Here is a 24,343-nt window from a genome sequence, read left to right as displayed (position 1 = left end):
AACCGGACCTGCCGAGCAACCCGCTTAGGACCGTTCGGAACAACGAGCGGAAGCCGATTGCGGTAATTCCGAATGGTGACGGTCGGTATTTCGAATTCCCTGGATTCGGCCAGAAGGCGAGGATCTGTCGCGGTCGCGCTGATGTCCCTGGTGGGTCGTGTCGATCGCGCTCGTTGGTTCGAATCGGGCGATTGCCGCGAGCTGGTCCACGGACCGGGTGAGCTGCGCTCGTGCTCTGGAGCCGGTCGGAGTCGATCAACGCGTGGGCCAGGTCAAGTTCGGCGAGTTGCCGGGTGGGCTCGTAGGCGGTTGTGGACTTCCGACGTCTCCCGGCCCGCAGAGCACCAACACCTAGACGTCCGGAACGGGTTTGATCTTCCCTGTGCTCAAGGCGGAAGTCGAGCGGGTTTTCGTGATCGAGCCGCCTCGACAGAAGTGTCCATAATGGATTTTGAAGTGCGAGTTCACCCGCTCGACAGGTTGCCGGAGTATGCCCGATGTGCATCCCATGTGCCGATCGTTCGAGACGCGACGGGGCGTCACGGCTTGTTCGCCCGGGTCACCGTGACGGTCGAATGTGGGGCGTGCAGGGTCTCGACGCCCGGTGGCGGTGGTAACGCATCCGTTGGGTAAGATCGGTGGCGGGTATTTCGGTGGAGAGTTGTCGGTAGCGACACCATGGTCGCGGCGGTGCGTGTCACCTGCCTGAGTGACCCGGTGTCGGGCTGGATAACGATCCCGGATCGTTGCGCGATTACATCCTTGCTCGGCTCGCGGTCGACGGTGTCGGCACGGATGATTTGTGCAAGCCACGCGACCTGCGGGCTTGAATGGCTTGGCTGTGCTGTTTGATCCGCTCGATTGCTGACCGAAACGAACTCGTGATGCGTTGCGCGCAACGGAAACCCGTTGCGCTTCGTCTCTTCAGCAGTGGTGTTTCGTCCAAGGGGACTGACAGAGGACGGGGGAAGTCAGGATGTCCGCACCAGGGATCGGCAAGGAATCGCGCATCTCGCTGCCCGACTTCGGCTCGGTGGCCAAGCTGCCGAAGCCGATCAAGGCGATCGTCTACTTGATCATGCTGTCGGTGATCACGGTGGCGGCGATCGGCGCGCTGCTGGCGACCATCGTGGTCATCGGCCAGCTCAGCGGAGCCTTCAACGTCTTCAGCTTCATCGGCTGAGTTGACGGTCCGGGGCCGGCGCACTGCATGGGTGCGCCGGCCCTCGTTTTTCGTGCGGTCGGTCGCCGAGTAGTCCACTCGGCGTAACGCCGTGCGCTGCGGATTCGCCCGGTCCGACCAACCGCCTTGTAGGCCAGTCGGCCGGTCCACCCGCCAGTTCCGACCCCCCGCGACCTCGCTACGATCGCTGGTGTTGCGAAAGCCGCCGGGGGCAGTAGCTCAGCAGGTCAGAGCAGCGGACTCATAATCCGTCAGGTCGTGGGTTCAAGTCCCACCTGCCCCACAAAACCCCAGGTGAAACACGTGTGGGGAAAGCACAGAGAGATCATCTCCACACTTTCCCCACACTTTACTCAGCGAACCACCCAACCCGGCTCAGCGCTTCGGCCGCCTTCCGGCTCTTCACCCGGCGACCCATGTAGACATCCTGAGTCGTCGAAACCTTGGAGTGCCCGAGCTGGTCGGCGATGTCCCGAGCCGTCAACCCGGCATCGTCCAACACCGTCGCCACCGACCGGCGGAAGGTCCGGAAGGTCACCCACGGGTACCCTGCATCCGAACGGAAGTCTCGCCACCGGGCAAGCGTGTTGTGCTTGTCCCGAAGACCGCCCTGGGTGTTCGGGAACACTGGCCCGGCCAGCTGGTCCGGCTCGATACCGAACCGCCCAGCCAGCCTCACACGCCGCTCTCGAAGCATGACCACCAGCCAAGTCGGCAGCGCAATAGCCCGTTCGGAGACGTCCGTCTTCCCGTCGTTGATCATGTTGCCGGTTCCCTTCGCGCGGATCAGGTTCCCAGCCCAGTCGACGGTGCCCGTGTCAAGGTCGAGGTGATGCCAGTGGACAGCGAGAGCCTCCCCGGTCCGGAAGCCTGTCCCGGCATACCAGCGAGCGAGGTCCGGCAGGTCATGACGGATCGCTACCTCGCTGCTATCGAGCTTCCGCAACAGGTCCTTCATCTCGTCAGCTTCGAGTGAGCGAGACGCCTTGCGTCGGCCTTCGAGCGGCGCCATGTCGCGAACCGGATTGACCTGCATGGCCTTGTACCGGACCGCCAGGCCACAGATTCCTGAGAGGATGTTGCGCACCGTCCGGGCGGAGTCAACGCTCTGGTTCTTCTTGACCGCCTGGCAGACCTGTTGCACGCGGAAAACCGTCACCTCACGTAACCGAAGCGTGTACGAGCGGGCCCGACTCGTCAAAGATCAAGGAACGCCGACCCACACGTTGACGAGCTACTACCGTCCTGAGGACGTTGAAGGCACCCCCTTGGTCGACCCAGCGGCAGGGCCGGCGGGGCGTGGCGGCGGGTTCGCGGTCCTGACCATCCAGGGGCTAGAACCCGACAAGATCACGGAAACCGTGTACGCGAGGATGCCGACCCCCGAAGAGGCTGGGAGGCTAGAACATCCGACAGGCGAACCGGTGATGATCTTGAACCGGGCGACGTGCACCGCGAGCGGTCGTGTGGTCGAGTTCGCCCGTGGTGTGCACTCGGCATCACGGTTCGCCTGGTCGTACACGTTCAAGATCCCCGACTGAACCGAGAGCGCGAGAATCGCAATGAACGCACCGACAGTAGGCATCCCGGAGAGCGTTCGGGCGGATGTGGAGGCGTTGTGGAACTACCACGACCTTCATCACGAACTTCGAGCCTGCGACGTGGGCGTCGGCCTGGGCAGCCATGACCTTGGCGTTGCCGACCACATCGTCGACCTCTACCAGGCCGGGAACTTTCCGCTGATCGTGTTCACCGGCGCGAACGCACCGACAACCGTAGGACGGTTTCCCCGGGGAGAAGCCGTGCACTACCGCGAGCGTGCCCTTGAACGCGAGGTTCCCGACTCGGCAATCCTGGTCGAACCGCGAGCGACCAACACAGCCGAAAACATCGAGTACACCCGGAGGCTGTTGGTCGCAAAGGATGTTGAAGTCGGCTCGATCCTGTTGGTGTCGCGGCCCTATCAGCAGCGTCGAGCGTTCGCCACGGCCAAGAAGATTTGGCCAGAGGTCGAGATCGTCTGTAGCTCGCAGCGTCTGCCGTTGGACGAATACGTGCGCGCCATTGGAGACGCCGACCGCGTGATCAACATGCTCGTGGGGGACACCCAGCGCATCACGGTCTATGCCGAACGCGGTTTCGCGATCCCCCAGGAAGTTCCAGTCGAAGTCAATGCCTCGTACCGCCGACTCGTTGATGTCGGCTACGTCTCCAGGCTTGTTCGGGACTAGGGCTGCTGTCTGCCGCACAGCTGTTGCACCAGGCCCCAGCCCACAGGGCTAAGGCAAGATCGCGCTGAGTGATCAACTCAGCTCGTAGGGTTGCCGGCCGGGTTGGCGTGCTGGGCCGGGAAATGGAGGATGGCCTCCTTCTGGGATCATGGAGATTGCGAAATAACCAAACTCCAGAAGAAGGCCATCCGTTGTCATTTTCTCATGGCTCGTCATGGGCGTCGTTTCCGGGTAGCGCCGTCGGTGACGATGCCGATCTGGCGGAACTGATGAAGTTGCTCGGCAAGGTGCCGGATCGCCGTAAGCGGAAGGGCCGCGTGTATAGTTTGGCGTTCCTTCTCGCGGCGTCGTTGATCGCTGTGCTGGCGGGCGCGTCGAATTTCCGGCAGATCGCCGACCAGGTCGCCGATCTGCCGGCGTCGTTACTGCGGAAAATAGGTGGACGATGGTGCTGGTTCCGCGGCTTTTTCCGTGTCCCGGATACGTCCACGATCCGGCGCGCGCTGGAAGATGTCGATGTAGCGAAGCTGGAAGGACTGATCGGGCCGTGGCTGCTGCGTCATGCCCGGCCTATCCCGGGCGGCACGTTGCGGCTGGCTATCGACGGCAAAGTGCTGCGCGGTTCGTGGATCGGGGATCACGAGTCGTTCACGCTGTTCTCCGCGATGATCCACTGCGATGGTGTCACCGTCGCCCAAGTGGCCGTTCCTCCGGGAACCAACGAGATCACCCAGGTCACGGCCCTGCTCGACGGTGTCTCCCGCGGTGTGGACGGCCGTGTGGTGGTCACCATGGACGCCGCGCACACCCAGCGAGAGACCGCCGAATACATTGCCGGCGAACGGATTCGACTACGTCATGACAGTAAAGGGAAATCAAGCGGTGCTTAAGGAAAAGGTATTCGACCGCGTTCTTCCGCTCTTGCGGAAAACACCGCATCATGTCGTCGTCGATGACACCCACGGCCGGATACGCCGCTGGACTACCTGGATTACCGACGCCGGCGGAATCGATTTCCCACACGCGCGTTCCGTAGCCTGCGTCAAACGAGAAGAAACAACTTTTTCCGGAGAACTCGTCAGCAAAGAGCGCGCCTGGATCATCACCAGCCAGAACACCACCACAGTCACCGCCGAAGACCTACACGACCAAGTCCGCGACCACTGGGGAATAGAAAACAAAAGCCATCACGTCCGTGACACGACATACCACGAAGACGCACAACAAATCTATACCGGGACCGGTGCCCATATACTGGCAACATTACGGAATACCGCAATATCGATGCTTCGCATAACTGGACACAACGACATCCGCCGGACAACCGAATGGATCAGCAGGGACCGCACACGAACACTCCCCCTCCTGTCACTCCAAGTTGCAGGGCGCAACACACAGTGATCTTGCCTTTGCCCTGCCCCAGCCCACGTGTGTTTAAACTTTCTCTACTTCATCAAGGGCGGCCCCTGCGGGGCCGCCTGCCTGCTGTATGCGAGCCAGGACGAGACCGCCGACCTTCCTGTATGCAAGCCCGGTCAAGCCGTCGATGGCCGGGCGCGAGCGGAAAGGTCGGCGGCCTCGTCATGGCGCGAGCGGAAGGCAGGCGGCCCCGCAGAAGCCGCCGAGATGGAGATCTTGAACCGTGGGCGTCCTGACTCCAGTGGTCGGCTGGGCGAGCCTTCAAAGAACGGTGCTGGGCACGCCGCCGAGCTGGTCACCTTGCCACTCCAGCTGGCATAGAGAGTTTCGATGCTCACAGGGTTGCCTGCTTGTGGTTCAGTCGCGAAACCGCGAAACGGGTACATGACTGATTACAGCGAGTGTACGATGCTGCCTGCTAGAAGTTGACGAATCGACGAAAGGATTTTCCTTGCCGATAGAAGTTAGGGTGACCGGCACTCATGTCGCAGAAACGTTGGCATCACTGCGTGACTGGCTTAAACGTGATCAAGCCCTGCGACGGCACAAGATCGAGTATCGATCTGGGCAGTCGACACCAGGGACAATGGGGGCCATTGGCGACTTCATTACCGTCATCGCAACCTCTGGTGCTGCGGGTTACACTGCTCGAGAAGTAAGCAGGGTTGTAATCGTATGGCTCAAAAATCAACGTTCAGAGGTAACAGTTCGAATCAAAGGACGCGTCGATATTGATATTAGTTCCAGTCAAGCAAAAGATGGTTCTGTCGAGAGCATCATTAGTTCCATTGGCGCGGAGCTTGACCTAGAGGAGGACGGTAAACAAGAAAATGAAGTTTGATCCAAGTTCGTCCACATTGATTCTGCTTGGCGCTTCCGAGTTCCCAAGTAGCAAAGGGTCGCTTCATCCTCTTCCAGCTGTTAAGAACAACATACACGGACTACGGGAGGCTCTGGTCGACCCGGAAATATGCGGGTTTCTGGAAACGAGAACGGTTTCCCTCTTGAATCCAGAAGGAATCTCTGCCACGGCAAAGGCGATAGAAGGTGCCGCTGGAAATGCCACTGAAACACTTTTAGTCTACTATAGTGGCCACGGGTTAATAACCCGATTTGGCGACTTTCACCTTGCCCTACGTGACTCCACAACAGAAGCCTCACACTTCGACAGTCTTCCGTTCTCGTGGCTTAAATCCGCGATCTTGGAAAGCCCCGCCTCCTGCAAACTACTTATTGTCGACTGTTGTTACAGCGGCTTAGCGCTTGGTGGATTCATGAACGAATCCAAAAGCGTCTCCAATTTTACTGAGATAGATGGAGCTTATGTATTGACGGCTACCCAGGAAAATGAGTTGTCTATTGCGCGCCCGGGTGAATACTATAGCGCGTTTACGGGAGAGTTGATCAAAACTCTTAGGCGTGGTATCCCGAACGCTCCTGCGTTCCTTGAGCTTGGTGCGGTATACACCTTTCTTCGGCAGGTGATGCGCTCCAAGCATCTTCCTATGCCGGACCAGAGAGTTCGTGGAAACGCAAATCGACTGCAACTCATCAAAAATAAGGCTGCGAGAAAGAAGATCGTTGTTTCCCAGAGCGTGGCGCGGCAGGATCGCTCCTTCGGTGCTGTTGAGGAATTCCGAAATGATCTGCTAGATGCATTTGAGAAGAGCCCTTTAATCAGGCATTCCGAAGGATCATGGGTCGTAAGAGACTTAGTTCGGCTTGCTCGGGACGTCTTGAGGTCCCCCTTCCCGGTAACCCCCTCTCCTTATCTCCCGCATTTGGACACAGTGTCAGTGGTAGCTTGTTTGAGTCACACTGAGCTGAAGGAAAAAGAGCAAGAATCGTGCCCAAAACAGACACTCGTTGATGAGTGGCAGAAACGGTGGTTTTCTTTAGCGAAAGACCTCGAGGAAAATTCCGCTCCATGTCGTAACGAACTGTACCCCGCGCTCCCGCCGCGATTCGAGCGGCATGAGACTCTACACGGCGGGCATTTTAAGTCGGTCATGAAGACTGGACAGATTTCAACCTTTTCCTGGTGTGCTTTCGTAAAGCATGCCCTGCATGCCTCAAGCGAATTTGTTTCTCCCGATGTCGGTCAGCTTGTATCATCACTCAATCCAGTAATCCGTTTTGTGAATAGAGTCCGACGCAAGCCGCCGTTCATGTTGGCTAAGAAGAGTACCCCAACGCCGACCATTTTGCGGTTGTCGGCGGCTTTAGGGATGCCGGAGTGGGACGTTCTGGTCGCGCGTCTTCGGTATCTTGAGATGTTTAATGAGCGCTTCACTCCTGAAGGTTCGCATGGGTCGCTGATAATGTCTGACGAGTTTCGATATTTTGCAGTAGGACTTACTTTCGCAACAGAACGAGTCGACCAATTGATCTTGACTAGTCGCATGAACTCGAAGAGTTGCGATCAAGATGCTTTGGAAGCCGTATACTTGCCCCTTCTCAAGAGAGAACAGCTGCATGCGGATGCATGGGGTCCATATGCGCATTATCATCTGCACGAATCGGAATGCTGCCGCTGGGCCAGGGTTTCTTGAGAGGTGAGGCCACGCCTTACCTCCACAAGACAACGTCGGATGACCGCAAGCAGTGTACCTCGCTGCAGAGTCGCTGGCGGCGCTTCTTAGCGCTCTTGGCGAAGCGTGCGGCGATATGCTGCCAATACGTCAGCTAGCCGGTCACGAGCGATCTCGAAATGGTGGCATTAGTTCATGCACGCATTTCGTGGGATGTATTCTTACCGCATTAGCAGGGCGACAATCTGAAATATTCCGGCGACTAGTGCAGCGGCAACAGAAGCTGTAATTGGCAGGGCGAACCAGTTTTTCGCTCTACCTCGTAACATCGCCCCGCGCTCATAGGGAAGTGCCGGCGCGTCCTTAGGAAGATAGATAGATGGAGGACGCATAGAACCCGGTAGATCAAGAAGGTAACTAACCTGGACAAGGCATGAGTCCACAGCTAGCTTGGCTCTGTAGACTTCCCATGGTTTTTCTGCAACCCACATAATTAGACGGGCAAGCTTGACATGTTCGCCGGGTGCATTCTTTCGTGAACTAAAACCCATTAATCTGCAGTAATCGTCAGTGATACTCCGCGCCGCATCGGCCAGCATCTTTTTCTCTTTTTTGATGGGCCTTCCGATTTGATAAATCGAATTTTCTGCTGGCTCGACGAAGCGCTCTTCCAGCCACTTCGCGAGTAGTACATGCCTGCGGCATATGATGAAAAACAGCTTCTCATGCAGTCGGCCATCAATCCAGCGGCCAACAAACGCAAATGGCACCATCGCCAGAAGTATCAAGGTATACGACACAACAAAAGTCAATAGCAGTGAGATGCCGTTGGGTGCGATAAAATAGAGAATAAAGAAATTCGCCACGACTGCAATCGTCATCCCGAGGGCAGCGCAGAATCGCTAGTGGTTAAATGCCGAGTGGAAATGTCCTATCAGGACGACGTATCCCACTATTTGTCTGCGTTGCTGCGGCATGCCGAGTTTTTCCAGGAAACGCAAGGAAACAACATCGATCTCCTTTTCGTAGAACGGACTATCGTCGGGAATTAGTCCATTTGCTATTCGCTCTCTGACGGATCGCACAAGCTTCAACGCGTGGCTCCTCTGAGGCTACGTATATGAATGGATGACACACTCAAGACTTCATGATCATTTCGGATCTACCAGCGGTTCCCGAGATAGAACACGCTCAACGTGTGCGCACACACCACCACCGCCGCTTGCGGCCTTCACCGAAGCTTTGCCTTCTCCTTCTCGTTCGCGCATACAACATCCTCGGAGACGTGCGGACCCGAACGAGCTACCGTTAGCCATAACCCAACGCGAACCCCCACTTTACCCCCAGGGATCAACCGGAAACGTTCGCAATCAACGCCGAGCGACCAGCGTTTGCAATCGGAATCCGCAGAGGCCGCAGGAGAAGTCCGCGAACATCCGAAAGGAACCGGAAGCAAGATCTTCTAAAGCGGGTTTCGCAGGCCAGGCCAAACCCGAGCAGCAGGAGTATCTGCCGGGTGGCGACCATGGTCAAGGGCACGCAAGCGGGTTGGAGCCTCGTCCTTGGCTCCCGCCCGAGACCTGGAAGGCTGGCTCCGCGCCGGGTGGTAGCGGGGGAGGGGCAGACAGGAAAGATCATCTCCATACTTTACCCGCACAAAACGATGCCAAACGAAGAAGATTCGGCCGAATGACGACGTGTGCGATTGCGAAAAAGCCTGATCAAGTCAAGTGATGGCAATCGACCGCGAAACGATCTCATGACCCGTCAGGTCGTGGGTTCAAGTCCCACCTGCCCCACAAAACCCCAGGTGAAACACGTGTGGGGGAAAGCACAGAGAGATCATCTCCACGCTTTCCCGGGCGGGCCCGACTCGTCAAAGATCGAGGAACGCCGAGCCACACGTTGACGAGCTACTACTGTCCTGGGGACGTTGAAGGCACCCCCTTTGGTCGACCCAGCGGCTGGGCGTGGTGGCGGGTTCGCGGTCCTGGCCATCCAGGGGCTGGAACCCGACACGATCACGGCAACGGTGTACGCGAGGATGCCGATCCCCCCGGAGAGGCTGGGACCCTAGAACTTCCGACAGGCGAACGGGTCATGATCTTGAACCGGGCGACGTGCACCGCGAGCGGTCGTGTGGTCGAGTTCGCCCGTGGTGTGCACTCGGCATCACGGTTCGCCTGGTCGTAACCCCACGCGTGTTCAAACTTTCTCTACTTCATCAAGGGCAGCCCCTGCGGGGCCGCCTGCCGCTGTATGCAAGCCCAGCCGTGCCGCCGCCCTTCCTGTATGCAAGCCCGGTCAAGCTGTCGATGGCCGGCCGGGCGTGCGGCTTGCTGCGCTCACCGGTCCCGGCCCGCCAACGACGGCGACCGGGCGCGAGCGGAAAGGCCGGCGGCCTCGTCATGGCGCGAGCGGAAGGCAGGCAGCCCCACAGAAGCCGCCGAGATGGGAGCCGAGAAGCACGCGGTAGATCGAGCACCAGGAGCAGGATGTGAACCGCGGGCTTGGGTCCGCGCCCGGCTTCCGGTCTGCAGGTGCGGGCACCTCGATGAACGGTGCTGGGCACTCTGCCAGGGTGGGCGGCTTACACCTCCAGTCGTGCACGGACCCGGCTTGTTGGTCCCGGGGTTGCCTGGCTGTGGTCCGGCTGCAAAGGCCCCGGAGAAGGCCTCTCCAGTCCGGATGAATCTTCAGGACGTCGTCTCTAACCACGGGCGAATGTCCGCTCATGCCGAAGACAGGACAGTGATAGGTGACTCTTTGCCCGGGACTGCGCCGGATGTTTACCTTGCGGCTATGCCACCGTTAGTTCGACCGGTGGTACACAACGTCACCGAGCTCGTCGTCCGCGTACGCGGACGAATTGGTCAGGTGGCCGTCGTACGGCCGGCGTAGGTCGAACGCACTCTCATGCCGCTGACCGCGCTACCCAGCCTGGCCATACCTTCAAGATCAAGACGCGCCATTCTCTTGGCTCAAGAGTGGCGCGTTTGCGCTGGCAGGCTCCTCCGGGGACCGTACGTTCCGGGGTGGGATCCGATTGGCGGCTTATGCGACAGCCGTCCTCGGTGCGAGACAACGCGGGCTGGGCGGCAGAGGGGGAATGGTGGAGTTCCAACAAGTCGTGGATCTGGTGGGTAAGGGCGTCGACGCCGCCGGTGTGGCCACGATTGTTGTGGGAGCGCTCGTCGCGATCATCGTCGAGGGCGTCCGGCTCGCGCGTCGGCAGAAAGGCGTGTACCGCTCCTTCCGCCGCCGACTCGGCCAGTCGATCCTGCTCGGGCTTGAGTTTCTCGTCGCCGGCGACATCATCCGAACCGTCGCGGCCTCACCGACGTACGAGAGCCTCGGCATACTTGCCGTTATCGTGGCAATCCGCACGTTCCTCAGCTTCTCCCTCGAACTGGAGATCACCGGGCGGTGGCCCTGGCAGAAGACGGCCGAGGCGGCGACCGGAACTCGCGAATGACACAACGACTGTCCCTGGCCGAACTGGCCCACCTGACCGGCTACAGCCAACGCACGGTGACCCGACTCTTCGGTCAGGTCACTGGGATGATCCCCCTGCGGTACCGGCAAACGCTGCGCCTCGCCGAGCAGCTCATCGGACAGGGCGCGACAGCCCAGTCCGCCGCCCGAGCGGTTGGCTTAGCGCGGGGGTGAACGTGTCAGTGGGCGGACCCAAACGCACTCTTCTGCTGCATGGTGCGCGTTCGGTCCAATGCGCTGACATGGCGCCGAGCGTGCGAGGTGGGAGCAGGGGAGAGAATGCCAACTTATTGCCAACAACCCGCAAACGTCGACAAACGGTGGCAGGCAACGCGAAATCCGCTTCCTGTGTTCGTGCAGGTAACCAAAGGTGTGGCAGACAACGGAAAACCTTGGCGATCACGGAAACGCCATCCGCGGGTTCTGGGTTCGATCCCCAGACGCCCCACCTGTGGGATTCCGGTATGGGAATGTCCGGATTTTCGCTATGGCTGCATCGCCGCTGAGCTGCGGTGATGCGGGTTCGTAGCCACATTCGGTCTTGGGCGGGCGCGCAGGAGTCTGGCCATGAGTGCCGCGATCCGGCCGTGGAGGTCGTCGCGGATCTTATGTTCGGCCTCGATGCTTTGTCCGGCAAGGTCATCGAGGTCCCAGTCCTCGGCCGACGCCCGGGGCGGTAGGGGAGGAGCACTACGGCGCGCGGTCAGCGGCTTGTGTGCCATGTGCGAATGCACCGGAGACGCCTCCGGTGCGCTTCAGCCAGTTTCTGGTTGTAGATCATCCGACTGCGCATGGTGCACGGCGCCTCGGGGACTGGTTATCGGGTGTGATGCCGGAGCCGGTCGTCGTCATCGGTGCTGAGCCACGAGCCGTCGCCAAGTGGTTCGATGTCGTACGCGTCGCGGGTCTGGGTGTCGAGCGTTCCGTGTACCTGTCCGGTGCGTGCGTCGACGAGATGGTGCAAGTACCACTCCTGTTCGTCCTCGGTCTCCCCGCCGAGGGTGACGATGGCGGTTTCGGAGTCGAGATAGCCGCCGGCCCACTCCACGTACGCCTCGTCGGGGTCGTAGCCGAAGGACTCCACCGCAATCTGGACCAACAGCTCGCCACCGGGGTACGTGTGGAAGGCGACGTCCTCCTGGTCGTGATGGACGGTCATGAAGTGGTGGCCGTCCGGCGCGAGACTTACGAGGCTACGGTCGGTCCACGGGTAGGCGGTCAGTTCGATGACGTCCCGGTCGAGATGACCGCGGTACACCCGCGAACCGTCCTGCCCCTCGCCGATGTCGAGCAGCATGTGCGCGCCGTCCGGGTGGGCAAACTGGTGCCCACCGTGACCGGCGCAGTCGAGTTCGGTCCGCGCGATGACGCCTCCCGTCTCGGCGTCGATGGCGAGCCAATGGTCCAGGCCGTCACCGCGCCCTGCCATGGCGTCCGGCATGTAAAGCCACACCACGGTCCCGGCCAGCGAAAACTCACAACTCGCCATGGCGATGTACGGCTCGTGCGCCCCAGGGCCGAAGCCGAGCCGCCACAGCATATTGCCTTCGCGGTCGATGCATACCATCTCGTCTGCCGTCGCATACACCGCACGCAGTAGGTTCGGCGCCACCGCGTGGCTTCTCGGCTCGATGGCCGCCCCGACGGGAAACATGGCGACCGGTACCGCCGCCGACTCCACCACAGGACTCCCAGAGAAGTCGTAGGCGTGGACAAAACCGCCCACGAAACGGGTCGTCCTAGAGATCACAGTCACGTTGCCCAAGGCTAGCCGACGGCCGCCTGACCAGCACTGGCCGGGAGCGAAGCTAAGATCAACTGTCTTATCGGGCCCGGGACCACGACATGGAGAACCTTGATGACGCCGCTGACTCCGTCCGTTCGTCCGCCGCGAGTTCACCACGCCAGCTCGAACCGACCGATTCGATCCTGCTCAGGCCGTATCGGAGGGCGCTCCACCTATCGACAGACTTGCGGCATTCCTCGGCCGTTCCGTCGACCGGGGCAGGTGACCGATCAACTCGGAGGAGGCTGCGCCTGGTGGGGCTAAGCCCGTCGCAGGCCCGCCCTGAATGGCCACGCTGCCACACCTTTCTCTCACGAAACGACCGCAAACGTCCGGATGTGACCATCCGCAATGGTCGTTTGCATTCGTGATTTGACCAAGTTATGTGAGATGCTGCTCGCTGATCGTGAATGACCGGAGGCATGGCCGGCCAAACATTGACAGGTGCGATCGCGAAGAAGTCTGATCAATGCAAGTGGTGTCAATCGACCGCAAGGTGATCTCATGGCCCGTCAGGTCGTGGGTTCAAGTCCCACCTGCCCCACGGTTTTGTCAGGTCGGAGGTCATATCGGTCTGACTGTTCGGTCGAAAGGCTGGTCGAATCTACCGGAGACCCACCGGGTACGGAGTTGATCATGGCTCGGCCGCCCCTCGCCATCGGCACCCCACGGCAACTTCACCGTCACGGAAATCGGCGGCAACTGGAAAGCGCGTGCACGGTTCCGGGAGTTGATGGAGTCACGGGCCCGGTCGAGCGGTGGGGGCCAACGGCGGGCCAAGGCGAAGAAGGCTCTCCGGGACACGTTCCAAGAACGGTCCGGCAAGTCCGGCGCCAAACTCAAGGACACTTCGAAGGTCGCCGACATCGCCAAGGTATGGATCGGCCAGGCCGAGAAGAAGGTGACCGAGGGTGTCCGGTCAAGTACGACCTGCGACACCTACTCCGTGTACCTCCGGAATGTCGTCATAGATCGGCAACCTGCGGCTCGACGAATGCACCGTCGGCCGGCTCGAAGACCTCATGTACACGTTGCAGGCCGAGGACATGTCCGCCGACGCGCGCCGGTCTGTCCGGACGGTGCTCTCCGGGATCTTCGGGCTAGCAGTCGGGCGCGACCTGATGCCGGCGAACCCGGTCAGGCAGATGTCGCCGATCAAGGGCGGGGCACGGCGGAAGGCGCGCGCCATGACCGCCGATGAAATGCACGACTTCCTTGCCAAGCTCGGTGCCGACAAGATCGCAAGGCGCTACGATCTCCCAGATTTCGTCCGCTTCATGCTCGGCACGGGCGTGCGTATCGGCGAAGCGCTGGCCATGCGCTGGTGCGATCTCGACATGGATGAGGGCGAGATCCACATCACTGGCGACATCGTGCCGATCAAAGGCAAGGGCCGCCTCGTGAGGAACGATGGCAAGTCCTTTAGCGCACAGCGCGTCATCGCGATGCCAAACTACCTGCACACCCTGCTGTCGGTCCGGCGACCACCAGGTGCACTCGACGACGAGCCAGTGTTCCCGGCCGGCGCGCTTACGCCGGCGGCAGGCTGACGTGGAAGTGGCCGGGCAACACCGGCAAGTCGATCCGCCGACTACGGCTTTGGCTCAGGAGGAGGCCGCGGCGAAGTCTCGGAAAGCGGTGACGGACCTGAAGGCTGAGGGCTTGTCGGGGGGGCTGACATCGCTGCGGTTCTTGATCTGTCGCCACAGCGTGTATCGCAGCTTGCTAAGCGCACGCCCGAAGGTGATCAAAAACTTGCCGAGTCAGTCCGGGGGCGGGGTCGCAAGCGTGCTATACCCCGATCGGCTGTCAAGGTGACGCGGCTTGGGTCCTACCGTGTCAGTAAGCCGTCAACGAAGACCGGCACGATTCGATCGAACCAGCTTGCCGCCAAGTCGCGGCGGAGTGCGAGCCGCTAGAGCTGATCAGCGCCATCGCGCACTGGTCATGTTTGGCTCTGCGCGGAGCTTGGACGGCGGGGCTCTTAGAGGCAGGGTGGCCCCGCCATTTCGGGCTATACCCGATGGGGTGCACGAGTCGCCGGGATCAAGGATCTGCTCGTCCGGGCACTCGAATGCTGACCCGAAGGGCACCCTGATGGGTTCAAGGAGTGACGAGCCGAGCTGGTGTCGTACTGTGACCGCCGTGAACTCACCTAGGGATTTGCAGCTCTCCGATGACGGCAAGTGGGAGCCATACGACGTGTCCGGCGGTGCCTCTGACGTTACTGATGTCGGGGACTATCTGGAGTCGCAAGGGTGGAGTCCGTACCTCAGGCTCGGCGCTGGGGAGTGGGCGAGCCTGAATCTGCTCACCTGGCAACGCGACCAGGATGGCCGCAGCGAGTACCTCATTGCGGTCAGCAATCAGGACCAGGCGTCGGAGTACTTGAAGGTCAGCAGCTTGCCGACGCTGATGGATCTGCTTGCGCGTTGGGCTCCAGCGGTTCAGGCCGCCAGCATCGCCGACGTGGTTCAGGACCTCCACGAACCTCTGATCGAGCATGAGGGCATCGTGGAGACCATTGCCGCTCGCGCTGTGTGGGGTGTGCAAGATCGGTTGCCGAGGCTGCGTAGCTACCGGCAGACTTGGGACGCCGTAGAGGCTGAAGCCAGGGCAACGCGTCAAGAACCTCTTGCGTCTGATTGAGTTTCGGTCTTTTGCGTAGCCGCTTCGGTGTAGCGTCATCTAGATCGCGCCGACCTCGTGTCGGACAATGGCCAAGCTCTTTGAATGTATGAAAAGAGCCGTCCCGGAAATACCGGCGGGGCGGCTCTTTGTGTCCCACTCAGCTGCGATCGACCGCGCGAGCGAACGAGCTCCGCCACTCACCCGCCACTCATCCGGCGACACCTCCAAAGCCGCCAGCGCCAACGTCTTTCCCGTGGCGTCGTCATTGCCTCCACGCCCGATCGCACCCACTCGTCCAGCTGCGTGTAGCCCTCGCGCTGGTACTCCCGGGCCTGCAGGACGAGCTCCAACTTGTCGGCGTCTCGCGAGCACTTCGACGGTCCTGGCCGCTCATTCCTGGGGAGGAACGGTCATCTCGGTGGCGGGACCTTCCCCGAATGCCCCCGGTATGGTTTACGTCGCAGCTCGAGCACCGGACGCCGGCGATGACTACGCCGCCCTCGCGGCACGGTTCCCGCAGCCGCCTGCGAACTCCGGGATCGTCAAATTCGGCGACTTCGAACAACTGAGCCAGGAATCGTTCCTGCGCGATTTCGCCGGCGACGTGCCCAGAAGTCGCGCTCTCGGCCTCTACACCGTGCAGGGCCCCATATCGAGTTCGCTGTTCTAGTCGAAGACGAGCGTCGCGGCGTGGAGGCACAAACCGACCTGGTACGCGGTGTCGAAGAATGACAGAACCACGACGCCTGATCTTGAATGGTTCCTCGCTGCGCGCATGCGGGCGACGACCATAGAACTCGACTCCAGCCACCTGTCGATCTGTCGCACCCCGAAGCGATGGCGGATCTCATTCTCAACGCCGCAGGTGTTCGCCCCCGGGTTCACTCGGCGCCATCGCCCGCGCCGGTTCCCATGCACCACCCCGTGACCGGCTGAGCCGGCCAATGGTCCGTCGGGCAGTAGCGGTCGAGGTGTCGTCCTCGTGGGCCTTTCGGCAGCGCGCCGGTAGCCCCTTGGAGGCTGTTGCCCGAGGGGCTGCGGGCTCAGCGCTTTTCTCAGTAGGCGACGGTGAAGTGTTGCTCGTTGCGGGGGTTCTCCAGTTCGTCGAGGACCGCTACCGCGAGGTCTTCTGCCGAGATTCGGGACGCGCCCTCCTCATTTGTCAGGAGCGTGGTTTCGCCGCGTCGGTAGGTGCCGATGCGACGTCCGGGTTCGAGGACCGTGGGTGGGGACAGGTAGATCCAGTCGGCCGGGTGTGAGCGGCACGCTTCGAGTTGCGCGACGCTGGCCGCGGCGATGGTCCGCCATTCCTGGGGCACGTAGTCGGGGTTGTCGAGGACGAGTTGGTCGGGGCGCCCCGGGGGCCGCAGTGGACCGGCCCCGCCGACGACGAGGATGCGTGTTCGGGTTTCTTCGGCCGCGTCGAGCAGCGTCGTGATCGTCGTGGCGACCGTGTATTCCTGGCCGGGGTGGGGTCGGGTCGCCGCGACGATCGCGTCGGCGTCGGTGAACAGCTTGCTCATGCGGGCGCGGTCGGTGGCGTCGCCCTGGACAGCGCTCACACCTGCGGGCAGGAATGTGGGCTTCTCGCGCCGGAAGACGGCGGTGACGTCATGCCCTCGGGCAGCGGCTTCTCCGGTGACGCGCGAGCCGACCATGCCGGTGGCTCCGATTACGGCGATCTTCATCGAGCAGTCCTTTGCGCGGTTAGGTTCGGAAGTGGGGAGCGGGTTCGCGGGGAGAACTGGCCTGCGGCGATTGCGGCGAGCGAGAGCGCGAAGCCGAGCAGTTGGATCGGGCCGAGCGTCTGGCCGAGCAGGACGACTCCGAGTAGCGCCGCAACCATCGGCGACAACAGGCCGAGGAGGGCGACCGAGGTGACCGGCAACGTGGTGATGCCGCGGAACCACAGGACGTAGGCGGCCAAACCGCCGACCAGGCCCAGCCAGAGGTAGCCGAGCGCGGCCGTCCCGTCGATCGCGGGCGGTGGCCCCTCGAACAGGAACGTGACGGGCAGGAGGAACAGGCCGCCGGCGGTGAGTTGCCAGCCGGCGAACGCGGTGGGGCTGGCTTCCGCAGGACGACCCCACCGCTTGGTGAGCGTCACCCCCAGCGCCATCGATGCCGCGCCCGCCAGGCCAGCCAGCATCCCGGGGACGTCGAACGCCGCATCCGGACCGATCACCACCAGGCCGACGCCCACTACACCGACCACCCCCAGGCGAAGCGCCAAGCCGAAGGGTGCTCGCCGAGGATGGTCACTGCCAGGACTGCCACGATGAGCGGCTGGGCCGCAGCCAGCGTGGCGGCAACGCCTCCCGGCAAGCTTTCGGCTGCCACGAACAGCAGTGGGAAGAACATCCCGATGTTCAGCACGCCGAGCACCGCCGCCTTCGCCCACCACGTCCCGTTCGGCAGGGTCCACGTGATCACCAATGCGATCAGCCCCGCGGGCAACGCGCGCAGAAGCCCCGCCAACATGGGATGCCCTGGGGGGAGGAGCTCGGTGGTGACCACATAGGTCGTGCCCCACACCATGGGCGCGAGCGCCGTCAGCGCGGTGCGGGCTGAAGTGCTCCCGCTGCCGGAGATCGTCTGGTTCACGATCCAAGTCTCATCCGACCTGCATCAATGAGTCCAACACATGTTTGTCAACTGATCCATCTCGATGCACGATGGTTGGATGGAGCTCCAGCAGATGCGCTACGTCGTCGCGGTCGCGGAGACGAGCAGCTTCACCCGCGCCGCCGAGCGGTGCCTGGTCGTCCAGTCCGCGCTCAGCCACCAGATCGCGCGCCTGGAACGGGAGTTCGGCGGCAAGCTCTTCGAGCGCAGCAGTCGCAGGGTGCGGCTCACGCCTGCCGGTGCAGCATTTCTCCCCGCCGCCCGCCAATGCCTGGACGCCGCGGAGCGCGCGGCCGCCGAGGTCGCAGCGGCCCTCGGTGAGGTGCGCGGGCGGCTCACCGTTGGCGTGATCCCCACCGTCGCCGCAGTGGACATCCCGGCCGCGCTGCGCGAGTTCCGCAGCCGGTATCCGCACGTACGCATCGGCCTGCGCGTTGGCGGCAGCGAGAGGCTCGCCGAGCAGGTCAGGCAAGGAGCCATCGATGTCGCCTGCCTCGGGCTGCCGACAACGGCCCGGCCCCAGGGTGTCCGCGGCCGGGAACTCGCCCGAGACCGGCTCGTCGCCGTGGTCGCGCCCGGGCATCCCCTCGCGGAGGAACCGGAGGTCGACCTCCGCCGGCTTTCGTCCGAGGTGTTCGTGGACTTCACGGCCGGAACCGCCGGCCGTGCCCAATCCGACCAGGCGTTCTCGGCGGCGGGCCTCGACCGCGATGTCGCCTTCGAAGTGCAGGCCCCCGATCTCATGGCGAAGCTCATCCGGCAGGGCCTGGGCATCGCCATGCTCCCCTCCACCTACGTCCCCCAACTCGCCGGCGTGCGCACCATCCCGGTGTCCGACGCGCCGGCCCGCGTCGAGCACCTGGTCTGGAACGACGTCGGCCTGACACCCGCGGCGAAGGCCTTCCTGGCCATCCTCGACACCCCGACCGAGCACTTGGCGGAGCGAGCCGAGGCGCGCCCGCAATGAAGAACTCGGATTGTTCCTGGTCAGGGCCGTGCGGGGCATCGCGCGCAGGGGCGGGGAAAAATTTTGTCCGGTGTCCATGCGGGGGTTCCCCGTCCGTTGTTGTGTCGTGCGGCGACGCTGCCGCACTTCAACAACGGACGCCGAGGGAGTTAGACCATGAAGTACATGCTTTGCGCTGCTGGCACACCCTCACCACCCGCCTGTGATCACCCGAGGACGGCGCAATTTCGCGAGAAATTGACCGTCACCCGGGTGAACGCCAATTTCTCGCGAAATTGACACCCCTCGCCCAACCGAATGAGAACCATCGATGTTCTGGATTCAGCTCACCATGCTGCTGATCAACGCCGGTGCGGTTGGCGCGAACTGCGGGGCCGCCGAGTGCAACGTCGAGGACTGGATGGCTTTCGACAAGGAGGTGCAGGAGGCGGGGATCGCTGGTCTCCAGCGAGTCGCTGGCGGACCTGGTCACCGCCACGGCCGTGCGGGTCGACGAGAACGGTCGCGGGGACCGCGACGGACGGGCCGTTCGCCGAGACCCGCAAGATCCTCGGCGGTTTCTACGTCATCGACGTGCCCGACCTCGACGCGGCGCTGGACTGGGCCGCGCGTTGCCCCGGCCCGCGGGGTGACGGGTCCGTCGCGGCCGGTCGCCGACTTCGGGGCCTGACGTGCGGGACGAACGGGCCGCCAGCGCCGCAATGCCGGTGGTGGAGGCGGTGTTCCGCGAGGAACGCGGTCTGCTGCTGGCGGCCCTCGTCCGCCGCTTCGGCGATCTCGACTTGGCCGAGGGGGTCACGTCCGAGGCCATCGAGGCGGCGCTGGCCAACTGGCCGGTGCACGGCGTTCCGCCCAAGCCCGGTGACCTGCTGATGACCACCGCGCTGGCGCAAAGCGGTCGATCGGCTGCAGCGCGACCAGGCGTTCGCCGCGCGGTTGGCCATCCTGCAGGTGGAGGCGGAGCGGGCGGAACCCGTCGCCGCGGCCGACGTGGGCGGTGATCTGCCGGACGAGCGGCTGCAGCTGTTCTTCACCTGCGCCCACCCGGCGGGCGCTCCACCGACAACTCGTGGTTCGCGCCACATGGGTTGCAGGCGGGGACCGTCTTCCGGGAGCGTGATCGGATCGATGGGCGACGCCGTCCTCGCGGAATACCGGCCTCCAGCGGGGAATCTCTGCGGGTGGCGCGCGGAATTGGCGCACCAGGCCCGGCAGGAATGGGTGCTGTACCAACGACATCCGTGGGTGCTGTCGGTGCTCGCCTCGACGCGCCCGCCGCTGGCCGTTCCGTGCTCGCGACGGTCGACCGGTCAATGAGCGCTCTCCACGCGCACGTCGACGCCGGCCCGGGCCTGTCGACGTATCTGCTGGTGAGCGGCCACGTCCAGGGCATGGCGCTGTTGCTGGCATCGGAGGCTGCGGCGGTCCGGGACACCGGGGTCAGCTCCGAGTAGTGGTGGTCGGCGCAGCTGGGTCGCCTGGCGAGCACCGCAGGTGACCGGTACGCCTGGCTGACCGAGCTGATCGGGCCGACCGCAGATGCCGTCGACCCGGCCCAGCTGGATGAGTGGTTCGAGTTCGGCCTGCAGCGCGTGCTCGACGGGGTGACCGCGTCCCTGCCCGCGTCACCGGAGTGCGCGTGAGAACCTGTAGCGGGAAAGGGTTTTCGGTCCCCACATGACAACGGCCGCAGTCGCCACGATCAGCATGACCAGGCCGGTGACTGCAGGGTTGTAGGACCAGCGGTCGGTCGACACCGAGTAGGTCACGTTCATCATGGCATGGAACAGGACCGCCGCGAACACGCTGTTCCCCGTGTTGTTGTGGAGCCAAACGATGAGGACCCTGGCGACGATCGTGTGAAGGCACTGCCAGAGCGCCCAACTCATTTCGTGCAGCTGCAGGTACGGCAGGAAGTGCCACGTCGCCCATACGGTTCCGATGATCACGCTGCCCCCGAGCGCGCCCCACCGCTGCTGCATCGGGCCGGTGGCGTAGCCGGTCCAGCCCACTTCTTCGGCGACACCCGCGAGGAAGTAGAGCGCGAAGTAGACCAGCACCGCCGACAACGAGATGTGCGGTTCGGGGAGCGGCTCCCCGGCGATGCGCATCAGCCAGTACGACACCAACGTGACCACGGGCATGATGAGCAGGGTCGGTGCGTACCAGGCCCGCTTGATCCTCGAAGCGTCGAAGGCGCTTCGGAGCAGCCTGCGCACCCCGCCGCTGCCGTCGTTGAGGTAAACGAGGATCACCGCCGCTACCAGCGGGACGACGAACTGCAGGGCGCTCAACGGCATGTTCGCCGGAAGCCGCACGTCGGAGAGCTCGCCGAGGAGCGTGAACGGGGCCCCGAGGACGAAGACCAGCGCGAAGAACGTCCACGGCGACCTCGACCAGGACGTCCTCACGCAAGACTCCCTCGATCGTGCTACTCAGGACGGGAGAATCCTCCGGCTGTGCCTTCGCCCGCGCATCGGGGAGAAACCCCGATGCGTCCCGGGTTGAGTCCTGAAGTCAGCGGAGCGCTTCGGCGAGTGCGCGGTAGGACGGCAGCGGGTCGTCGCCGAGGGCTTGGATGCTCACGTGGTTCGCGCCCGCATCCAGATGCGCGTTGATGCCTTCGGCGATCTCGGCCGCGGTGCCGTGCAGGGCCACAGCGTCGATCAGGCGGTCGCTGCCGGGTGGCGCGAGGTCGTCGTCGGTGAAGTCGAAGCGGCGCAGGTTACGGGTGTAGTTGTTCAGGTTCAGGTACATGCCCACCGAGGCGCGACCCGTGGCGCGGGCCCGGTTCTGGTCGGTGTCGACCACGACCTTCTGCTCCGGGGCGAGCAGCGGTGCGTCGCCCAGGATCTCCCTGGCCTGCCTCGTGTGCGCGGGAACCGTCAGGTACGGGTGCGCTCCCGCGGCCCGGTCGCCGGCGAGCTCGAGTACCTTCGGGCCGAGCGCGGCGAGCACCCGGTCGGTCTTCGGCACCCCGGCGGCGTCCAGCTGGTCGAGGTAGTCGACCAGCGCCTGGTACGGCCTGGTATAGGTGTCCGTAATCTCGCGGTGCCCGGCGCCGATGCCGAGGACGAACCGGTCCGGGTGCTTCGCGACGATCCGCTGGTACGACGCGGCGACGGCCTGCGGGGCGGAGTTCCAGATGTTCACGATCCCGGTGGCGACCGTGATCGAGTCGGTGGCGTCCAGCAGCCGTTCCGCCAGCGCCAGGTCCGCGGGCGGCGAGCCGCCGATCCAGATCGTGCCGTATCCGAGCTTCTCGACCTCGATCGCCAGTTCGGGGTCGAGTGCCGTAGAAATCCGCCAGATGCCGAGCTTGCCGAGGGTTGCGGTCATGTCACTGGCCAACGGAGGTGGTCGGCCAGGCATTCCCGGCGTCGCTCGACCGGGTCACTGCCGGCGGCGGGCCTTCATGACTGCGGCCAGACCGCCGTCGGCGACCGTGAGGACGGCCATTCCGATCACGCCCGCCGGGGAGCGCTGGTCCGGTAGTGACTGGCGATCACCAGTTGAGCGCCGCCCGCCCGGCCATCCACGGCCAGCGCGGGCGGCCCGCGCAGCAGGCCAGGGGTGATCGCCAGGTCGATGATCCCGATGGTGTGGGGAAACCCGCGTGATCACCGTATCCGAACACCTTCGCGACCGGCCGCGGGGCGGCGGTCAGCCCGGCGCCGATCACCAGGGACACCGCGCTGACGACGTGAGCGAGCTGTTCCGCGTTCACCCGGCTCGTGATCACCACACTCGTCGACCGGGCGCCGAGAGGCAAGGACGGAGGTCCGGGTTCGGTCCGGGACCAAGGGCCGGTGAGTGCTTTTCGGGTCCTAGCGCCCAAAAGCACTCACCGGCCACGGAAGGATCAGCCGTCCTTGCGCCAGACGTAGGCGGCGGAGATCGGGTGGTTGCGGAAGCGTTCCCACTTCGGCTTCACCGCGACCCACGCGTCGTCGATCACGCCCTCGTGCAGCTCCGCCAGTCGCCAGCCCGCCGCCAGCGCCGCCGCGACGTGGTCGCTGACGAGGTGCACGTTGGTGGTGATGGCCACCGATTCGCCGGCGCTGTTGGTGTAGTGGGTGGGCATGCCCGAGGTCATGATGAAGTGCGGGTGGAACGTCACCAGGACGAACGCGGCCTTCGGCGCGGCCAGCCGCCACGCCTCCCGGTACAGCGGGTTCAGGTCGTCGAGGTGCTCGTCGATCAGCGAGGAGATCACCAGGTCGTAGGCCGAGTCCGCCAGGCCGGTGGCCGCGACGTCGGCCTCCACCAGCCGGTCGTGGGCGCCGCGACGCTGCGCTACGGCGAGCATCTCGGGGGTGAGATCCACCCCGTCGATCGCCGGAACTCCCTTGCCCCGCAACCACTGCCCGGTCCGGCCGGTCCCGCAGCCGAGGTCGGCGGCCCGGGTGACGGCCGCCCACGACGGCTCCTGGAGCTGGTCCAGCAGCACGAGGTCCATGACGTCCTCGACGGTCTGCTCGTAGTTGGCGACCCACTCGCCGTACCCGGTGCGCACGTCAACGGTGCGATAACCCCGCGCGTCGAAGTCCCTGAACTCCATTGCACCGATTATTCCGCCGGTGCTCCCGCCGCGAAACACATTTTCCACCGGCCGGTTCAGCGCAGGGGGAAGCCGACGTAGTTCTCGGCGAAGGTGGTGGCTGCCGCGGTGGAGGTGCGGAGGTAGTCGAACTGGGAGCGTTGCAAGCGGCGGTCGAAGGCCGCGGCCGGGCCACCGAAGCGGTGTGGCATCGACGTCGTCCACCAGGAGAAGTGCTGGACCCGTGGCGCTGCCGGTCCGGTAGTGGTCGGCGACGGCGGTAACCCTGTCCACATCGGACACCGCGAGGTTGAGGCCCTTGGCGCCGGTCGGTGCGCTCGTAGGTGGTGCGCGCGTCAGTCGGGATGGCATTGCGGCAGACGCGCGAACAGCATCTGGCCGCCGTCGCGCTGGCGGCGCTCGCCGAGGTCCTTCACCACTTCCTGCTGGCCGTACCCGGTGATCGCCCGGCCGGTGAGCTCCAGGAACGGGATGTGCAGGCGCTCCTCGTCGAATTGCAGGTGCACGCCGCCGTGCACCTCGTCCTTGCGCAGTATCCGGTCACCGCCGCCGGTCTCCCGGAGCAGGTCCACGGTGCCCTGTTCCAGCACCCCGGCGCGCACGCGGTGCTGGACGTGCTCCTGGCTGCGCCGTTCCAGCACGACGGAGTCGATCCTCTGCAGGTGCAGCAGGTGGGAGAGCGGCAGCCCGGCGGGGCCGCCGCCGACGATCGCGACCGGGTGCGCAACGCGGCGCCGTTCGCCGCAAGCACCACTTCACTGCCGGTTCCCGGATGTTGCTACCGGAACGCTTTCGCATCGCGGAACCTCAGGCACCACCTGGACTCGGTCCTCCGCAATTTCCATTGAACCCGCCCCTTCGATTTCAATGGAAACTACGGACCCAGGACCCCGTGACGGGGCGGAGCGAGATCT

Annotated in this window: 24 protein-coding genes, 1 tRNA gene and 3 pseudogenes; 17 read left to right on the top strand and 11 right to left on the bottom strand. The window is 63.5% G+C overall.

Annotated elements, in window-relative coordinates; all coding sequences use genetic code 11:
- Nucleotides 1-976 precede the first annotated feature (976 nt).
- On the top strand, nucleotides 977-1,183 hold the full coding sequence (locus tag DL519_RS22645; RefSeq protein ID WP_190817742.1) for a hypothetical protein: 207 nt from the start codon (nucleotides 977-979) through the stop codon (nucleotides 1,181-1,183).
- A gap of 208 nt (nucleotides 1,184-1,391) precedes the next feature.
- Nucleotides 1,392-1,466: transfer RNA gene (locus DL519_RS22640), tRNA-Ile, on the top strand.
- Between the two features lie 66 nt (nucleotides 1,467-1,532).
- Here the strand turns inward: DL519_RS22640 and DL519_RS22635 are convergent.
- Nucleotides 1,533-2,327 (bottom strand): site-specific integrase, encoded by a 795-nt coding sequence (locus DL519_RS22635; RefSeq protein WP_223839408.1) that lies wholly within the window; start codon nucleotides 2,325-2,327, stop codon nucleotides 1,533-1,535.
- Here DL519_RS22635 and DL519_RS22630 point away from each other — a divergent pair.
- The 6 genes from DL519_RS22630 to DL519_RS22605 all read left to right on the top strand — a co-directional run bounded on the left by DL519_RS22630 (nucleotide 2,218) and on the right by DL519_RS22605 (nucleotide 7,385).
- On the top strand, nucleotides 2,218-2,724 hold the full coding sequence (locus tag DL519_RS22630) for a UTRA domain-containing protein (protein ID WP_317891386.1): 507 nt from the start codon (nucleotides 2,218-2,220) through the stop codon (nucleotides 2,722-2,724). The genes DL519_RS22635 and DL519_RS22630 overlap by 110 nt on opposite strands.
- Nucleotides 2,725-2,745: 21 nt before the next feature.
- Nucleotides 2,746-3,414 carry a YdcF family protein gene (locus DL519_RS22625; RefSeq protein WP_190817738.1) on the top strand — a complete coding sequence of 223 codons (669 nt, stop codon included), beginning with the start codon at nucleotides 2,746-2,748 and terminating at the stop codon, nucleotides 3,412-3,414.
- A gap of 191 nt (nucleotides 3,415-3,605) precedes the next feature.
- Nucleotides 3,606-4,304 (top strand): transposase family protein, encoded by a 699-nt coding sequence (locus DL519_RS22620; RefSeq protein ID WP_190817737.1) that lies wholly within the window; start codon nucleotides 3,606-3,608, stop codon nucleotides 4,302-4,304.
- Nucleotides 4,297-4,815, top strand: coding sequence for an ISAs1 family transposase (locus DL519_RS22615; protein ID WP_263399698.1), 519 nt, complete (start codon nucleotides 4,297-4,299; stop codon nucleotides 4,813-4,815). The genes DL519_RS22620 and DL519_RS22615 overlap by 8 nt, the downstream gene beginning before the upstream one ends.
- A gap of 487 nt (nucleotides 4,816-5,302) precedes the next feature.
- Nucleotides 5,303-5,674: an effector-associated constant component EACC1 gene (locus DL519_RS22610; protein ID WP_190817735.1), complete on the top strand. Its 372-nt coding sequence runs from the start codon at nucleotides 5,303-5,305 to the stop codon at nucleotides 5,672-5,674.
- Complete coding sequence (locus tag DL519_RS22605) at nucleotides 5,664-7,385, top strand: caspase family protein (protein WP_190817734.1); 1,722 nt, start codon at nucleotides 5,664-5,666, stop codon at nucleotides 7,383-7,385. Before DL519_RS22610 ends, DL519_RS22605 begins: the two co-directional genes overlap by 11 nt.
- Nucleotides 7,386-7,585: 200 nt before the next feature.
- Here DL519_RS22605 and DL519_RS22600 read toward each other — a convergent pair whose 3' ends face one another.
- Nucleotides 7,586-8,245: a hypothetical protein gene (locus DL519_RS22600; protein ID WP_190817733.1), complete on the bottom strand. Its 660-nt coding sequence runs from the start codon at nucleotides 8,243-8,245 to the stop codon at nucleotides 7,586-7,588.
- Nucleotides 8,246-10,494: 2,249 nt separating this feature from the next.
- On the opposite strand from DL519_RS22600, the gene DL519_RS22595 reads away from it, so the two are divergent.
- Both DL519_RS22595 and DL519_RS22590 read left to right on the top strand, forming a co-directional pair.
- Nucleotides 10,495-10,839, top strand: coding sequence for a DUF1622 domain-containing protein (locus DL519_RS22595; protein ID WP_223839405.1), 345 nt, complete (start codon nucleotides 10,495-10,497; stop codon nucleotides 10,837-10,839).
- Nucleotides 10,836-11,033 (top strand): AraC family transcriptional regulator, encoded by a 198-nt coding sequence (locus DL519_RS22590; protein WP_190817731.1) that lies wholly within the window; start codon nucleotides 10,836-10,838, stop codon nucleotides 11,031-11,033. Before DL519_RS22595 ends, DL519_RS22590 begins: the two co-directional genes overlap by 4 nt.
- Nucleotides 11,034-11,676: 643 nt before the next feature.
- On the opposite strand, the gene DL519_RS22585 is transcribed toward DL519_RS22590, so the two are convergent.
- Nucleotides 11,677-12,585 carry a hypothetical protein gene (locus tag DL519_RS22585; protein ID WP_190817730.1) on the bottom strand — a complete coding sequence of 303 codons (909 nt, stop codon included), beginning with the start codon at nucleotides 12,583-12,585 and terminating at the stop codon, nucleotides 11,677-11,679.
- A gap of 1,082 nt (nucleotides 12,586-13,667) precedes the next feature.
- Between DL519_RS22585 and DL519_RS22580 the strand changes: the two genes are divergently transcribed.
- The 3 genes from DL519_RS22580 (at nucleotide 13,668) to DL519_RS47035 (ending at nucleotide 15,946) form a co-directional block, all read left to right on the top strand.
- Nucleotides 13,668-14,195, top strand: a complete 528-nt coding sequence (locus tag DL519_RS22580; RefSeq protein ID WP_190817729.1) for a site-specific integrase — start codon at nucleotides 13,668-13,670, stop codon at nucleotides 14,193-14,195.
- Between the two features lie 586 nt (nucleotides 14,196-14,781).
- Nucleotides 14,782-15,294 (top strand): hypothetical protein, encoded by a 513-nt coding sequence (locus DL519_RS22575; RefSeq protein WP_190817728.1) that lies wholly within the window; start codon nucleotides 14,782-14,784, stop codon nucleotides 15,292-15,294.
- A 430-nt stretch (nucleotides 15,295-15,724) separates the two neighbouring features.
- Nucleotides 15,725-15,946 (top strand): hypothetical protein, encoded by a 222-nt coding sequence (locus DL519_RS47035; protein ID WP_223839404.1) that lies wholly within the window; start codon nucleotides 15,725-15,727, stop codon nucleotides 15,944-15,946.
- A 385-nt stretch (nucleotides 15,947-16,331) separates the two neighbouring features.
- Here the strand turns inward: DL519_RS47035 and DL519_RS22565 are convergent, their stop codons facing one another.
- Together DL519_RS22565 and DL519_RS22560 are read right to left on the bottom strand one after the other, a co-directional pair.
- The gene (locus tag DL519_RS22565; protein WP_190817727.1) at nucleotides 16,332-16,964 is read right to left on the bottom strand and encodes an NAD(P)-dependent oxidoreductase; all 633 of its coding nucleotides are present in this window, start codon (nucleotides 16,962-16,964) and stop codon (nucleotides 16,332-16,334) included.
- Nucleotides 16,961-17,814 (bottom strand): annotated as a pseudogene (locus DL519_RS22560) (EamA family transporter). Before DL519_RS22560 ends, DL519_RS22565 begins: the two are co-directional and overlap by 4 nt.
- 145 nt (nucleotides 17,815-17,959) lie before the next feature.
- Between DL519_RS22560 and DL519_RS22555 the strand changes: the two are divergent.
- The 4 genes and pseudogenes from DL519_RS22555 (at nucleotide 17,960) to DL519_RS22540 (ending at nucleotide 20,322) form a co-directional block, all read left to right on the top strand.
- Nucleotides 17,960-18,868 carry a LysR family transcriptional regulator gene (locus tag DL519_RS22555; RefSeq protein ID WP_190817726.1) on the top strand — a complete coding sequence of 303 codons (909 nt, stop codon included), beginning with the start codon at nucleotides 17,960-17,962 and terminating at the stop codon, nucleotides 18,866-18,868.
- A gap of 331 nt (nucleotides 18,869-19,199) precedes the next feature.
- Nucleotides 19,200-19,538 (top strand): annotated as a pseudogene (locus DL519_RS22550) (YciI family protein).
- Nucleotides 19,539-19,569: 31 nt separating this feature from the next.
- A pseudogene (locus DL519_RS22545) lies at nucleotides 19,570-19,987 on the top strand (RNA polymerase sigma factor); the annotation flags it as partial.
- 194 nt (nucleotides 19,988-20,181) lie between these two features.
- Nucleotides 20,182-20,322, top strand: coding sequence for a hypothetical protein (locus DL519_RS22540; protein ID WP_190817725.1), 141 nt, complete (start codon nucleotides 20,182-20,184; stop codon nucleotides 20,320-20,322).
- Nucleotides 20,323-20,493: 171 nt separating this feature from the next.
- Here DL519_RS22540 and DL519_RS22535 read toward each other — a convergent pair whose 3' ends face one another.
- The 6 genes from DL519_RS22535 to DL519_RS47030 all read right to left on the bottom strand — a co-directional run bounded on the left by DL519_RS22535 (nucleotide 20,494) and on the right by DL519_RS47030 (nucleotide 24,091).
- Entirely contained in the window at nucleotides 20,494-21,279 is a 786-nt protein-coding gene (locus DL519_RS22535) for a CPBP family intramembrane glutamic endopeptidase (protein ID WP_190817724.1), read from the bottom strand.
- Between the two features lie 106 nt (nucleotides 21,280-21,385).
- A complete protein-coding gene (locus tag DL519_RS22530) occupies nucleotides 21,386-22,207 on the bottom strand; it encodes an LLM class F420-dependent oxidoreductase (RefSeq protein WP_190817723.1) in 822 nt (273 codons plus the stop codon).
- Nucleotides 22,208-22,373: 166 nt separating this feature from the next.
- Nucleotides 22,374-22,610: a hypothetical protein gene (locus tag DL519_RS22525; protein WP_223839403.1), complete on the bottom strand. Its 237-nt coding sequence runs from the start codon at nucleotides 22,608-22,610 to the stop codon at nucleotides 22,374-22,376.
- Nucleotides 22,611-22,730: 120 nt separating this feature from the next.
- Nucleotides 22,731-23,429, bottom strand: a complete 699-nt coding sequence (locus DL519_RS22520; RefSeq protein WP_190817721.1) for a class I SAM-dependent DNA methyltransferase — start codon at nucleotides 23,427-23,429, stop codon at nucleotides 22,731-22,733.
- A gap of 56 nt (nucleotides 23,430-23,485) precedes the next feature.
- Complete coding sequence (locus DL519_RS48910) at nucleotides 23,486-23,620, bottom strand: hypothetical protein (RefSeq protein ID WP_263399697.1); 135 nt, start codon at nucleotides 23,618-23,620, stop codon at nucleotides 23,486-23,488.
- Nucleotides 23,621-23,764: 144 nt separating this feature from the next.
- Nucleotides 23,765-24,091 (bottom strand): FAD-dependent monooxygenase, encoded by a 327-nt coding sequence (locus tag DL519_RS47030; protein ID WP_397545065.1) that lies wholly within the window; start codon nucleotides 24,089-24,091, stop codon nucleotides 23,765-23,767.
- Between the last annotated feature and the right edge of the window lie 252 nt (nucleotides 24,092-24,343).

Source organism: Saccharopolyspora pogona, from assembly GCF_014697215.1.
In the GTDB taxonomy this organism is placed as follows: Bacteria; Actinomycetota; Actinomycetes; order Mycobacteriales; family Pseudonocardiaceae; genus Saccharopolyspora; species Saccharopolyspora hattusasensis.
Note: the sequence above shows the minus strand (reverse complement) of the source record. Positions and strands in the feature narration are given on the sequence as shown.